The 14,474-nt window shown below is 28.9% G+C and carries 14 protein-coding genes; 7 read left to right on the top strand and 7 right to left on the bottom strand.

The genetic code is table 11. From position 1 onward, the window contains the following. Positions 1–7: 7 nt before the first annotated feature. The 7 genes from AVBRAN12642_RS02190 to coaE form a co-directional block, all read right to left on the bottom strand. Positions 8–169, bottom strand: a complete 162-nt coding sequence (locus AVBRAN12642_RS02190; protein WP_336607900.1) for a hypothetical protein — start codon at positions 167–169, stop codon at positions 8–10. A gap of 153 nt (positions 170–322) precedes the next feature. Further along, entirely contained in the window at positions 323–3,169 is a 2,847-nt protein-coding gene (locus AVBRAN12642_RS02185; protein ID WP_336607891.1) for an autotransporter outer membrane beta-barrel domain-containing protein, read from the bottom strand. 265 nt (positions 3,170–3,434) lie between these two features. Next, positions 3,435–3,959: a translation initiation factor IF-3 gene (gene infC, locus AVBRAN12642_RS02180; RefSeq protein ID WP_336606728.1), complete on the bottom strand. Its 525-nt coding sequence runs from the start codon at positions 3,957–3,959 to the stop codon at positions 3,435–3,437. Further along, positions 3,956–5,758 carry a threonine--tRNA ligase gene (thrS, locus tag AVBRAN12642_RS02175; RefSeq protein ID WP_336606727.1) on the bottom strand — a complete coding sequence of 601 codons (1,803 nt, stop codon included), beginning with the start codon at positions 5,756–5,758 and terminating at the stop codon, positions 3,956–3,958. The genes infC and thrS overlap by 4 nt, the downstream gene beginning before the upstream one ends. Before the next feature lie 2 nt (positions 5,759–5,760). Then, entirely contained in the window at positions 5,761–6,411 is a 651-nt protein-coding gene (locus tag AVBRAN12642_RS02170) for a dUTP diphosphatase (RefSeq protein ID WP_442862354.1), read from the bottom strand. A gap of 44 nt (positions 6,412–6,455) precedes the next feature. Continuing rightward, the gene (gene dapF / locus AVBRAN12642_RS02165; RefSeq protein WP_336606726.1) at positions 6,456–7,205 is read right to left on the bottom strand and encodes a diaminopimelate epimerase; all 750 of its coding nucleotides are present in this window, start codon (positions 7,203–7,205) and stop codon (positions 6,456–6,458) included. Then, the gene (gene coaE / locus AVBRAN12642_RS02160; RefSeq protein ID WP_336606725.1) at positions 7,192–7,824 is read right to left on the bottom strand and encodes a dephospho-CoA kinase; all 633 of its coding nucleotides are present in this window, start codon (positions 7,822–7,824) and stop codon (positions 7,192–7,194) included. The genes dapF and coaE overlap by 14 nt, the downstream gene beginning before the upstream one ends. A 127-nt stretch (positions 7,825–7,951) precedes the next feature. Between coaE and AVBRAN12642_RS02155 the strand changes: the two genes are divergently transcribed. From AVBRAN12642_RS02155 to AVBRAN12642_RS02125, 7 genes are all read left to right on the top strand, one after another. Continuing rightward, complete coding sequence (locus tag AVBRAN12642_RS02155) at positions 7,952–8,149, top strand: twin-arginine translocation signal domain-containing protein (RefSeq protein ID WP_336606724.1); 198 nt, start codon at positions 7,952–7,954, stop codon at positions 8,147–8,149. Positions 8,150–8,167: 18 nt separating this feature from the next. Then, on the top strand, positions 8,168–11,020 hold the full coding sequence (locus AVBRAN12642_RS02150) for a formate dehydrogenase subunit alpha (RefSeq protein WP_336606723.1): 2,853 nt from the start codon (positions 8,168–8,170) through the stop codon (positions 11,018–11,020). 2 nt (positions 11,021–11,022) lie between these two features. Then, a complete protein-coding gene (gene fdh3B / locus AVBRAN12642_RS02145) occupies positions 11,023–11,598 on the top strand; it encodes a formate dehydrogenase FDH3 subunit beta (protein WP_214116984.1) in 576 nt (191 codons plus the stop codon). Positions 11,599–11,613: 15 nt separating this feature from the next. Next, the gene (locus AVBRAN12642_RS02140) at positions 11,614–12,516 is read left to right on the top strand and encodes an SPFH domain-containing protein (RefSeq protein WP_214116983.1); all 903 of its coding nucleotides are present in this window, start codon (positions 11,614–11,616) and stop codon (positions 12,514–12,516) included. Then, positions 12,513–12,905 (top strand): NfeD family protein, encoded by a 393-nt coding sequence (locus AVBRAN12642_RS02135; protein ID WP_214120579.1) that lies wholly within the window; start codon positions 12,513–12,515, stop codon positions 12,903–12,905. Before AVBRAN12642_RS02140 ends, AVBRAN12642_RS02135 begins: the two co-directional genes overlap by 4 nt. A 591-nt stretch (positions 12,906–13,496) precedes the next feature. After that, on the top strand, positions 13,497–14,096 hold the full coding sequence (locus AVBRAN12642_RS02130; RefSeq protein WP_214116978.1) for a MotA/TolQ/ExbB proton channel family protein: 600 nt from the start codon (positions 13,497–13,499) through the stop codon (positions 14,094–14,096). Beyond that, the gene (locus AVBRAN12642_RS02125) at positions 14,080–14,472 is read left to right on the top strand and encodes an ExbD/TolR family protein (protein ID WP_214116976.1); all 393 of its coding nucleotides are present in this window, start codon (positions 14,080–14,082) and stop codon (positions 14,470–14,472) included. The genes AVBRAN12642_RS02130 and AVBRAN12642_RS02125 overlap by 17 nt, the downstream gene beginning before the upstream one ends. Positions 14,473–14,474: the final 2 nt, after the last annotated feature.

The following is a 14,474-nucleotide window of genomic DNA, read 5'->3' as shown; positions in this document are numbered from 1 at the left end:
CACTTTATTATTTTTTAGTGCTTTTTGGGGTGCAAAGCATATTAATGTAGCGACCTTCAAACAAAGGTGCTTTATCCATATTTGCAATATCACTAATTTCTTCATAAATTTTTAAAAGCAGTTCTTCGCCTGATTGTGGATTGCTTAATTTATGACCTTTTAAAAATATTTACACAATTATAATATTTAAACATTTTATGCTTTTTATTAAGCACTTAAAAGATAGCATATTTTTTATTATTAAATTAGAATATAAAGTCAATGTAATTTTTGATAAAAATATTTAAAGAAATCTTTAGCACTAAGGCTAAAGATTTTGTAATTAGAATGTATATCTTACAACAGCGTTAATTTGATTGTCAATATTAAAATCAGCTCCGAAAGTTCTTTCGTAACCTAAGTTTAATCTTAAATTATCGTTAAACTTATAATCGCCTGTTAGATTTAAGTAAAATTTATTATCTCTTTTACCTTCTATTATTTCACTTGCTTTGCTTGATTTTGCGATTATTATAGAATCACTTGGCTTATTAACATCTATAATATAACCAGCACCTAGTCTTATATTGGCATTATCATTTACCTTAAATCCTGAGAATACTGCAGGTTTTATATGTAAATTAGAATTAGCCTTACTTGTAATGCTTATAGCGTTATTTTCTAAGTTAGTTTTAGGTGTATAATCAAATATAGCTTCTATGCTAGGCTCAACATAAAATCTATTTAAATCAAATCTTTTACCAAGTTCAAAACTTGCAATAAATCCTGTCTTGCTATCTTTTAAACCTTTTAAAAGCTCTGAATTGTATTTAACATTATAATGATTTGCTTTAATTACTAAATCAGCATATAAATCATTGTTTGAAATATAGCTTGTATATAGACCAAACCCGTAATTATTTCCTTTTAAAACATCACTAGATTTAGAATTAGAAATATTAGCCATAATTCCTGTAATTACATTGCCATCTGCAAAATTATTAGCTTTATCAGCTCCAAATTGAACTTCAAATGAATTAAGTTTTACATCATCTATACTTGCATTTGTATAATAAGCTCTAGCCCAAACGCCTAATTCTTTATCTAAACCTCTAATTTCGCCTAATCTTTTATTCATATTATTCCAAGCAAAAGTATTGATTAGATTTATTCCCTTTGAAATAACTTGAGCTTGAGCTTTAGCGTTTTTGTTGATTTTAATATCTTTTATAAAATCATCTGCTATTTGGTTTTTATCAATTGGATTTGTTACACTAGTATCAGGTTTGTTATCTGGTTTATTATCAGGATTTGTTACACCTGTATCAGGATTTGTTACTCCTGTATCAGGTTTAGAATTGTCTGGTTTATTATCAGGATTTGTTACACCTGTATCCGGTTTAGAATTATCTGGAGCTTCAGGGCTTATACTAACTGTTTGTTTAGCTAGATTATCTAATGCAGCTTTTAAACCTGCATCACCATCATAATCACCTGCACTTTGATTTACTAATTTACCTAGCTCACTTGTCTTATCGCCGTTTGCTATACTAGCAATATTATTTGCATTAAGTCCTGTATCGCTTACTTTACCATTCTTATTAGTAGTTATCGCATAGGTTAGATAATCCCCTAGCATTGCACTAGCAATATAATCATTATTTATCACATAATCACTTATTCCATCGCTAATCTTATAATCTTTAAAGAAAGTGTTTAGCTCTGCTGTTCCTGTTCCTTTTTTAAGTATTGCTAAAGGTAGATTTGCATTGATTTTGCTTGTATCAAGCTTATTATCACTCATAACATTAAGTAATACTAATTCATTGTTTGCTCCACTTGTATTTTCTCTTGAGATTATTGCACCTGTGTAGCTTTCTTTGTTTGCTCCTAGATAATAAGCTGTGTTATTTGAAGTAAGGCTATTTGCTAGAACTCTTTTTGCTACTTTTGAATTTGTTATATCTAAAGTATGTGCTCTAACACTATTTGTAGCTATTACATTATCTAAGTTTATACTACTTGTGTTTGCTATAGTTAGGCTATTCTCATTTTTTTCATCAGCAAATTCATTGTAAAAATTATCTTGGTTAATTAATGCTGAAGTTGTATAGCCTTTAGAACCTGATAATTGCATATTTATAGTGCTATTTTTAATCGTTCCTTCACCTATAATGCTACCACCAATATAATATTTATCACCTGTATCAAGCCTATCTATATCATAAGCACCTGCTCTTATAGTCTTAATAGCCTTTACCTTGCTTTGCTTTCCGCTCTCACTAGTGTTTAGGGTTAGTTTTGTAACATAAATATCATCATTGAATGTAGAGCCTTTAGAATCAAGACTACCTTTATATTCACCAATAGAATTTATACCACTTACTTTACCACCAACAATACTATCAGTCAATGTTACCTTATCATAAGAATTTATTGAAGTAGTTATATTTGAATTTGTAATTCCTAAAATTCCAGTAGATTTTATCTCTTTTATTGTAGAATCTTTAATTGTTAAATTTTTACTAACACTTATTAATCCTATATTAGAATTTGTAATTGTTAAATCCTTGCCAAACTCTATATTTGTTACATCAGCGTGATTGATTGATCCTGTTGTTTCATAAAAATTATCTACTTTTACCAAATTATCTTTTGTCCCATTTAGATTAACATTAGAATATGATATTCCATTAATGCGTCCTCCATTTGCATCAATTGTTCCGGTAGTTTTGGAAATAGAATTAACGGCAGAATTTGTTAAATCAATTTTTATTCCTTGCCCATTTTCTATGTAGTCTAAATAAGAATTTGTAGCTTTTATATTTTTAAAATTTATGATATATGAATCAACAAAACTGTTTTCAGCTATAAAATTATTTCCATTATTAAATTTTGCAGTTTCGAGATAACTTTTAATTAAAGAATTTTTTATAGTAATATTATTACTATTACTAATAGTTTTACTTCTTGAGTCCCAAAAAGAATTATCAAAACTTATAGGAAAATTTTTGTTACTTAATCCTTCTGAAAAATATACATTTACATTATCAGCACTTTCTTCTGTAATATCTGTGATATTTTTAAGATTTGTCTTGTAATAATCTGGTTTTTTATTATCAAAAGGACCAAAATTATCATTAAATGGTTTATGAATATCTGGAAAAGTTTTAAAATCAAAGCTTTCCACCTTAGCTTTATCTACAACATTTATTGTTGCACCAAATAAGTTTGAAGAGATACATAGACTTGCAATTAATGAGAGTTTAAATACCCCCCCCCCGTTACACTAAAATTTTGTTTCATAACATTCCTTTAAAAAAAATTGAAATGCTATTATCTTAAAATCTAACTTAAAGATTAATAAATATAAATGATTTTTTTTAAAAAATATCAATAAATTTCAATAATTATTATAAAGATTAAGGCAAATTAATTGCCTTAATGATAAGTTTTTATTTTTTAGTGCTTTTTGGGGTGCAAAGCATATTAATGTAGCGACCTTCAAATAAAGGTGCTTTATCCATATTTGCAATATCGCTAATTTCTTCATAAATTTTTAAAAGTAGCTCTTCGCCTGATTGTGGATTGCTTAATTCACGACCTTTTAAAAATACTCTAAATCTAACATGCTTTCCTGATTTTAAAAACTCAATAGCGTGTTTAACTTTATAGTTAATATCATTTTGAGCAATTTTTACAGAAAGTTTAATTTCTTTTACTTCAATGACTTTTTGTTTTTTCTTAGCATCTTTTAGCTTTTTTTCTTGTTGATAACAAAATTTGCCATAATCCATAATCTTACAAACAGGTGGTTTAGCATCTTTTGCGATTAATACCAAATCAAGTCCTAAACGATTAGCAAGTGCATTAGCCTCATCACTGCTAATTATGCCATATTGTGTTCCATCATCACCTATACATCTAACCTCTGCTAAATCTATTTCTTCATTTAACAATACATCTTTTTCTTTACTCAAAATACTACCTCGTTTTGTTTTTCTTTAATTAGTTTCAAAAATTCCTCCATTGTAAGTGTTGATTGTTGTTTAGCTCTTCTATCTCTTAAAGCTATTTGATTATTATTTATTTCTTCATCTCCGATTACTGCTATATAAGGCACTTTTAACATTTCTGCATTTCTTATTTTTTTACCTAGAGTATCGTTTTTCTCATTAATATCAGCATCAACTCCAAGCTCTAATAATTCCTTTTGTAATGCTTTTGAATACTCAATATGTTTTTCACCTACTGGCAAAATCATAACTTGAATTGGAGCTATAAAGAATGGTAATTCTCCTGCTGTATGCTCAAGCAATATGCCTAAAAATCTTTCAAAACTTCCAAGTAAAGCACGATGAAGCATTACAGGGCGTTTTTTTTCATTGTTTTCGTCTGTATATTCAAGCTCAAATCTTTCAGGTAGGTTAAAATCTACTTGAATAGTTCCACATTGCCATTTGCGTTTAAGTGCGTCTAGGATTTTAATATCAATTTTTGGACCATAGAAAGCTCCACCACCTTCATCAACTCCGTATTTAATACCTTCTTCATCTAAAGCTTCCATTAAAGCTTTTGTAGCAACTTCCCAAATCTCATCACTTCCTATTGATTTTTCAGGTTTTGTTGAGATTTCTAGTTCCCATTCAAATCCAAAAGTTACCATAATTTTTTTAGCAAAATCTAAAATCTCTTTTACTAAGGTTTTTATTTGACTTGGCATACAGAAAATGTGGCTATCGTCTTGAGTAAATTCACGAACTCTTAAAAGCCCGTGTAAAGCCCCACTCATTTCATGGCGATGAACCATTCCGTATTCAAAGAATTTAATAGGCAAATCTTTATAACTTCTACCTTCACTTTTATAGCAGAATACATGTCCTACGCAGTTCATTGGTTTTATTCCGTATTCTTGCTCATCAATTCTAGTAAAATACATATTTTCTTTATAGTTTGCATAATGTCCGCTTGTTTTCCAAACGCTAGAATTTAGCAATTCAGGGCCACGAACAGGCTCATAAAATCTAACTCTATGGGCTTTATATAAAATATGCTCTAATTTATTTCTAACTCTTGCACCATTTTTAAGCCATAATGGTAAGCCGCCACCAATTTGTTCGCTAAATGTGAATAATTTTAAATCATTTCCTAGTTTTCTATGGTCTCTTTTCTTAGCTTCTTCTATCATTGTTAGATAGTCTTTTAAAGCTTCTTTTGTTGCAAATGCGATACCATAAATTCTAACTAGCATTTCATTTTTTTCATCGCCGCCTAAATAAGCACCTGCTAATTTTGTTAATTTAAAATTCTTAAGCATTTTGGTGTGTGGTAAATGTGGCCCACGACATAAGTCGGTAAATTCGCCTTGAGAATATGTGCTAATCTCTCCACTTAAACGACTTAAAACTGCTTGTTTTAATTCATCATTTTTAAACTTTTCGCAAGCAGCTTCATAGCTCATCGTATTTTTTATCATAGGAGAGCCTTTTTTTGCAAGCTCTTTCATTTTATCTTCAATTACTTTTAAATCTTCTTCGCTGATTTTTTCATCTACTTTAAAATCATAATAAAAACCTTCATCAACGCAAGGTCCTACGAAAAATTTAGCATTTTTATATAATTGTGTAATAGCTTCAGCTAAAAGGTGAGCACAGCTATGGCGAATTATCTCAAGTGCCATAGGACTATCATCATAGAAAATTGGCTTAAGTCCTGCTCCATCAGTGCTTAAAGTATCATAAATATTTTTATCTTTATCGTAATATCCTATTATTTCCATTATTAATCCTTTAAATTTTTATAAATTTCATTAAGATTTTTATACAAACTATCATAGTTTATATCATTTTGCTCTAGTAGTTCATATAAGATTACATTGTCTTCTTTACCATTCCAAAGTTTTTTATAAGTTCCATTTTTATAGCCGTTATCTTGGCGGAATTTATTTAAGACATTTTTACCAATGTAGATTTTATAAAGTCTTGTAAATTCTAACTCACAACTACACATTAGCTTTAAAAATATTTCTGTAATTTGTGTTATGTTTAGCTCTTTTGTACTACTTGTGTGAATTAATTCTCTTGAAAGTTCTAAAATATCATTTAAATTTTTATTTGTTTTATTGAATTTAAATTCTGAAATCGTGTTTATAAGTTCTTTTTGTTGATTTTGCATAATTGCAAGGCTTAAAATAAAATGCCAAATATCAACTAATTCAATTTGAATATTTTCTAAATCCCAACTAGCATCTATGCTTTTCCAATGTTTCCAAGGCATAGAATCAACGAGTTCAGCACATTCCATATAAATACAACGAGCAAAATCAATTAAGCGATTTTCCTTTGTATAACCTTTTTCCCAACCAATTCCGCAAGTTGCGTTATTTAAAGCTTGTTGTAAGCTTAACATATCATTAGTATATTGTAATTTCATCATCCCTTCTACATCAAAAAATATCAAAATACTAGCAAAATTATTTAACAATCAAGCGTAGTGCTAAAATTTTTTTTAACTTGTGCTTTAAAATATAAATAATCATCTTTAAAACTCACTTCGCAAATATCATTGCTTTTTGGATAAATAGTAGCCTTTTCATCAACTAATTTAAGCATTCTAGCATAATAAAAACAAGCGTTCATTCCAGTTCCACAAGCTAAAGTTTCTCCAACTCCACGCTCATAAGTTCTAACATACAAAACCCCATCTTTAAAAGTTGCGTAATTTACATTTGCGTCATATTTTTCTCTTAAATATTTAGCATTTTCTTCGTTGTAGTTTTGCACTCCATCAAGAGTTACTAGGTGTGGCACACCTGTATCAATTAGGCAAAATACATTTTGAAATTCCACTAAATTTTCGTGTATAACCTTAGCTTTAGTTAGTCTAATTTCTACAAAATCATCATCAAAAATTGTCGCCTTAATAATCCCTGCACCAGTTAAAAAGCTCATATTTTTATTTGCTAAATTTTGAGTATAAGCAAAATGTGCCGCAGCTCTTGCACCATTGCCACACATATTAGCTTTTGAGCCATCTTGATTGTAAAATCCCCAAGTAAAATCATAATCTTTATCATTTTTTTTGATTGCAATAAGCCCATCAGCACCTATTCCACTATGTCTATTGCATAATTTTATGGCTAATTTACTTAAATAATTTTCATCTAAATTATCAGTTTGAAAAATAATAAAATCATTTCCATTCGCGTAGTATTTATGAAATTCCATGTTTTTCCTTTAGTTTTTGGATAAGTTTTAGCGAGTTATCTTTAAAATCTTCTAAATTACTATCGTTTTTGATTAAATAACTTGCAAATTTTATTTTTTTGTCTATGTGTAATTGAGAATTTAATCTTAGTTTTGCTTCAAATTCTGTTAAATTATTTCTATTCATAAGCCTTGTTAAAGATAATTCATAAGGGCAATAAATCACAATTTTATTAAGTAAAAAATTATAATTGCTATTTTCAAAAAACAAGGGAATTTCTACAAAAATTATTTTATTTTTATTTTTTTTGATTTTTTTGAGAATTTCTTTTTTGATTTTTGAGTGCATTATTTTTTCTAATTTCTTTTTAGCAAATTTATCTGTAAAAATCACATTAGCTACCGCTTGTTTTTTATCTTTTAAAGATTTAAGATTTGATTTTTTTATATTTAATTTTTTACGAATTTGTTTCCATTTGTAGCAAAAAACTTTTGAAGAAATTTCATCAGCACTAATACAAAATATTTTATTTTCCTTAGCAATATTTAAAAATGTAGATTTTCCACAAGCAATGCTAGATGTGATAACATAAATATTTTTATAAAATAGGTGTTTTTTTATCTTAATTTTTCTTATCAAAACCGACTCTTTTTATCATTATCATAATATTATTTACTTAGATAATTTTGTTTATTTTCTTAAGCCTAATTTTAAGGCAATAATGTATTATTTAGGTTACTTTTAAAAATTTAGTAAGGAGACAGCTATGGAGAACAAAAGAAGAGCTTTTCTTAAAAAAGCATTAAGTGCTGGAGCTACCTGTGCTGTTGCTAGTGTAGGTTTAAATGCAGCAACAAGTAGCGAAAATAATGGCTCTGGCGTAGTATCTGGTCGTGCAAAGAAAAAAGAAGTATTGTATAAAAAGACCCTTCACTGGGAAAAATTTTATAAAATTGCATATTAATTTATAGAAAGGATTTAAATGCGTAATCTAGGTAGAAGAAGCTTTTTAAAGCTTGCAGCAGTTGCAGGTGCTAGTACTACCGCATTTGGTGCAACAAACGCAGCTTTAAAGGCAGATGAAAAAGTTAAAATGCCTTATGAAGGTAGCAAAAGTGTTCGCACAATTTGCACTATTTGTAGTGCTGGATGTGGTATCGAAGCAGAAGTAGTAGATGGTGTGTGGGTTAGACAAAATAACGCAATAGACCATCCAATATCATTAGGAAGTCATTGCTGTAAGGGGATTGACCAAATTGATTTAACTAAATCAAAATGCCGTGTTAAATACCCGTTAAAAAGAGTTAATGGTAAATGGGAAAGAATTAGTTGGGAACAAGCTGTAAATGAAATCGGCGATAAAATGCTAGATATTAGAAAAGAAAGCGGTCCTGATAGCGTAATGTTTTTAGGTTCAGCTAAATTTAACAACCAACAAGCATATTATTTTAGAAAATTTGCTGCATTTTGGGGAACAAACTCAATAGATCACGTAGCTAGAATTTGACACAGCGCAACAGTAGCCGGTGTGGCTAATACTTGGGGATATGGCGCTATGACAAATCATTTTGGTGATGTTGTAGGTAATACAAAATGTATGATAATTTTTGGTGCTAATTCAGCAGTTGCAAATCCTATTGGATTTAAACATATGCTTCAAGCTAAAGATAGAAATAATGCTAAATTAATAGTAGTTGATCCTATTTTTACAAGAACTGCAGCTCACGCTGATATTTATGTAAGAATTCGTCCTGGAACTGACATTGCATTTGTATATGGAATGTTAAATATCATTTTTGAAAATGGTTGGGAAGATAAGGAACTAATCAAAAATAGAACTTATGGTGTTGATTTAATTCGTGAAGAAGCTAAAAAATATACTCCTAGCGAAGTTGCTGATATTTGTGGATGTAGTGAAGATTTATTAATTCAAGTTACAAAATTATTTGCAACTACAAAACCAGCTACATTATTCTGGGCATTAGGTATTACTCAACATTCAGTTGGTAGTTCTAATACTCGTATTTTAGCTATTTTACAATTAGTATTAGGAAATGTTGGTGTGCCAGGTGGTGGGACTAATATTATCCGTGGGCATGATAATGTTCAAGGTGCAACCGATATGGGATGTTTAGCAGATACACTTCCTGCTTATTATGGTCTTGCTGAAGGTGCTTGGAAACATTTTTGTAATTTTTGGGGCGTTAGTTATGAAGATATGCAAAAACGCTTTGCTGATGATAGTGCTAATGGTGGCAAAAATTGGATGTTTGAAAAAGGCTTTAGTTTATCTCGTTGGTGGCAAGGTGTTAAAGGTGTAACTCCTTATGGAACAGATAAAACTTACACTAATGCTCCTGTTAGAGTTCTTTGGGTTCAAGGAACTGGAATTACTTCTATGGCTCACACTGTTAAAATTCAAGAAGCACTTAAAAAGCTTGATTTAATAGTAGTAGCTGAACCATTTGTAAATGAAGTAGCAGTTTTAGCAGATCGTCCTGATGGAATTTATATATTACCTGCTTCAACTCAATTTGAAACAGAAGGATATGTAACAGCGACCAACCGCTCTATGCAATGGCGTAATCAAGTTATAAAACCAATTTATGAGAGTAAAGAAGATCAAGATATTATGTTTATGTTTGCTAAGAAATTTGGCTTTTATAAAGAATATACTCGTGGTATGAAACTTGAGCTTCAAAATCATAAATTAGTTCAGGTAATTCCTGATGATGTTGATGCAAAATGGCCTGATGATGCTACAAGAGAAATGAGTAATGGTTTATTATCAATTGGTCTTCGTGGTATTAGTGCAGAGCGTTTAAGAAAGCATCAAAAAAATTGGGCTAATTTTGACCCTGATACTTTAATGGGTATTGGTGGAGATGTAAAAGGCGAATACTATGGCTTACCTTGGCCTGTGTGGGATGCAAAACACCCTGGAACTGCTATTTTATGGAATCCAAATGTGCCTTATGAAAAAGGTGGAATGGGCTTTAGAAATAGATTTGGACTTGAGCATAATGGAGTTAGTCAGTTAGCTGATAATTCATTTACCCCTGTTGGTTCTAAAGTTAAAGGTGGTTATCCTGAAATTAAAAAAGATAATATTGAACAAGTGTTTGGTATTAAATTAAGTGATGAAGAAAAAGAATTAATGGGTAATTCTTGGAGCACAGATATTTCAGGAATTATATTAGAAAAATGCCGTGAAAAAAGTGCTTGTTGTTTAGGAAATGCAAGAGCTAGAACTATAGTTTGGGAATTTAGCGACCAAATTCCAAAACATAGAGAGCCAGTGCATTCACCAAGATGGGATTTAGTGCAAAAATATCCAACATTTGATGACCAAGAAAAGCCTAATTTCCGTGTTACAACTATGTTTAAATCAGAGCAAATGAAACAAGATTGGAGCAAAGAGTTCCCTATTATTATCAGTTCAATGCGTTTAGTAAATCTAAGTGGTGCTGGAATGATTGAAAGAACCAGTAAATATTTAGCTGATATTACACCTGAAATGTTTGCTAATGTTCATCCAGAGCTTGCAATGCAACACAATATTGGTGATGGAGAAATGATGTGGATACATAGCCCACAAGGAACTAAAATTAAAGTAAAATGTATTCATAATAGAAGCGTAACTCCAGATAGAATTTGCTTACCTTACAATTTTGCTGGTGTTTTACAAGGAGTTGATTTAAGCCACAATTATCCAGAAGGCACTAAACCTTATACAATAGGCGAAATGTCAAATACGGTAACTAATTATGGTTTTGATCCAAATACACAAATTAGCGAATATAACGCTGGACTTTGCAAGATAGAAAGGGCATAAAAATGGCTAGAATGAAGTTTTTTGTTGATAAAAATCGTTGTATTGGTTGTTTTGCTTGTCAAGTTGCGTGTTCAAGCGGACATGAAGTTCCTGTTGGTATTAAAAGAAGAAAAGTAATTACTTTAAATGATGGTATTGAAGGCAAAGAAGTGTCAATGACAATAGCATGTCAGCATTGCACTGACGCACCTTGTGCTCAAGTTTGCCCTGTTAAATGCTTTTATATTCGTGAAGATGGTATCGTATTACACGATAAAAAAGAATGTATTGGTTGTGGTTATTGCTTATATGCTTGTCCATTTGGTGCTCCACAATTTCCAAGAGATGGAGCATTTGGAATTAAAGGCGAAATGGATAAATGTACAATGTGTGCAGGAGGTCCTGAAGAGACAAATAGTGATGAAGAAAGAGAACTTTACGGACAAAATCGCATAAGCGAAGGAAGAGTGCCTATTTGTGCTGCTGTATGTGCTACAAATGCACTTTTAGTTGGAGATGAGAGCGAAGTTTCTAATGTATATAGAAAGCGTGTTTTAACTAAAAATGCAAATGTTAATTTAAGTAATATGTTTATTTAATTTAAATTAGGAGAGATGATGGAATTTTTAATTTTTGTTGGAGTTTTACTAGCTTTAATCATAGTCATTTTAATAAAGTCTATAATTATAGTATCGCAAAGCGATATTGTAATAGTTGAGCGATTAGGTAAATTTCACAAAGAATTAAGCGGAGGATTTCATTTAATCTTTCCTTTTATTGATATGGTTAAATCAATAATTACTATTAAAGAGCAACTAATAGATATAGAAAAACAACAAGTTATTACAAAAGATAATGTAAATATTTTAGTTGATGGGATAGTTTTTCTAAAAGTAACAAATGGAAAAATGGCATTTTATAATGTTGAAAATTATAAAAAAGCTATATCAAATTTAGCTATGACAACTCTTAGGGGTGAGATTGGCGGTATGTATCTTGATGATACTTTAAGTAGTCGTGATAGTTTAAATAGTGCTTTACAAATTGCACTTGGAGATGCTGCTGATAACTGGGGTGTAAAAATTATGAGAGTGGAAATTTCTGAAATTTCAGTTCCTAGTGGCATAGAAGAAGCAATGAATTTGCAAATGAAAGCTGAAAGAGAAAAAAGAGCTATAGAATTAAATGCTGAAGCACAAAAAGTAGCACTTATAAAAAATGCTGAAGCATTAAAGCAAGAGCAAGTTTTAAACGCTGAAGCAATAGAAAGAATGGCTGATGCTAAAAAATACGAACAAATTGCATTAGCTCAAGGTCAAAAAGAAGCTATGAATAACATAAATGAAGCAATGGCACAAAACATTAATGCAGCTGAGTTTTTATTAGCTAAAGGCAGAGTAGAAGCATTTTTAGCTTTAGCAAAAAGCGAAAATAAAGATAAAATATTAGTTCCTTATGAAAGCACTGAATTAATAGGGGCTTTAAGTGTATTAAAAGAATTTGTAGGCAAAAAATGAGTAGCCTATATTTACTTTGTATAGGAATATTTTTAGGAATTTTAGAATTATTAGTCGGTAGTTTTTATATAATATTTTTTGCTATAGGATTTATTATTGTCGGTGCAATTAATTTAATAAAGCCATTAGATTTAGAATTACAAATAATATTAATTGCTGTTATATCTCTTGTTTTACTTATAATTTTTAAATTTTTTGTTAAAACTAAAAAAGTAGAGAATTATGATGATGATTTTTTAAATACTCAAGGCGAAGGCGTTGTTAAAAATGGTATGATTTATTATAAAGGCTCATTTTGGCAAACAACTGATAATTTAACCTTAAGAGAAGGTGAAATTGTAAAAATTGAAAAAATCCACAACAATAAAGTAAAAATCAAACAAGATTAATTTTTATAACTTTCAATAATATTTTTTAATTTATAAAATACAACTACAAACAATAATATTACATAACTTAAACCATAAATGCCGCATAAATTACATAATAATGCAAATTGAAATTCTATGTTTGATTATTTTTTATAATCAAACATAATTTAAGTTATATTTAATTTATACAAATTATCTTCCAAGAGATAGAGTATTTGGAATTAAAGGTGAAATGGGTAAATATACAAAGTATGCTGTTGTATGTATTATAAATACACTTTTAGTTGGAGATGAGAGCGAATTTTAATGTATATAGAAAGCGTGTTTTAACTAAAAATGCAAATATAAATCTAAGCAATATGTTTATTTAAACTTTAGCCACTTTTTTTAGTACTGATTCATATTTTAAATTCTTTAAATTTTATTTAATTTTTAACAAATAAAAACCCTAAATTAAAAGTATTAAACATATTAATTAAAGTAATAGCTAATTTAAAAATCACAATTGCTAATTAACAAATTAGTTTCAATTTAAAAAAAAATTAAGAAATAATTTTATATAATGATTATGAAAATTCTTTTCATTATAAATTAAAAAAAAGGTATTTAATGTTAAACTTAATGCAAATTGGTGGTTTATTTATGTGGCCTATTTTTGTTCTTTTAGTGCTTAGTTTTGCTGTGATATTAGAAAAAATAACAAATATATATTTATGTCAATTTTCTTTTAATAATAATTTTAAAATCAAAATAAAAAAAGCAATATATGATAAAAATTTAATTGAATTAAAAAATATATGTTCAAATAAAAATTCTATATCAAATAGCATACAAAAAGCTATAAATATATACGAAAAAAATAATTTAAATGAATTTGAATTAGAAAATATTCACTTTAATGAAATAAAAAAACTTGAGAAGAATGGTTTTATCTTAGGTATAAGCATAAGTATATGTCCTCAACTTGGTCTTTTAGGAACCGTTACTGGTATGATTTCTTCATTTGCAGCTCTTAGTAAAGAAGCAAATGAAGAATTAGTAGCGGCTGGAATTAGTGAAGCTTTATATACAACTGCATTCGGATTAATTGTAGCTATTTTTGCTCTTGTATTTCATATCATTTTCAATAAAAGAATTGATTATTTAAATAACGAAATCTACCTTAATTTAAATTATTTTAATAAGGCTTTTAATGAGAAGAATAAATAGAAAAAAACCTGAATTTATAGAAATTTCTATGTTGAATTTGATAGATGTTATTTTTATATTACTTATATTTTTTATGCTAAGCACTACATTTTCTAAATACTGGCATTATGAAATAAGTCTACCAAAAACAAATAATAGCGAAAACACAACTAAAGAAAATAATATAAAAGAAGTGATCTTAAATAAAGATTTAAACTTATACATAAAAAACAATAAAGATTTAATTTTTATAGATGATATAAATAAATATATAAAATCTTCAGATATTGTCTTATTAAGTGCTGATAAAGAAATAAGCTACGACAACTTAATTAAAACAATATCTATTATTAAAAATTCAAACATTAATAAAATCAAATTAAATATAGAAAGGTAAAA

It is taken from the genome of Campylobacter sp. RM12642 (assembly GCF_020137635.1).
Classification (GTDB): Bacteria; Campylobacterota; Campylobacteria; order Campylobacterales; family Campylobacteraceae; genus Campylobacter_E.
This window is presented reverse-complemented; position numbering and strand designations above follow the sequence as displayed.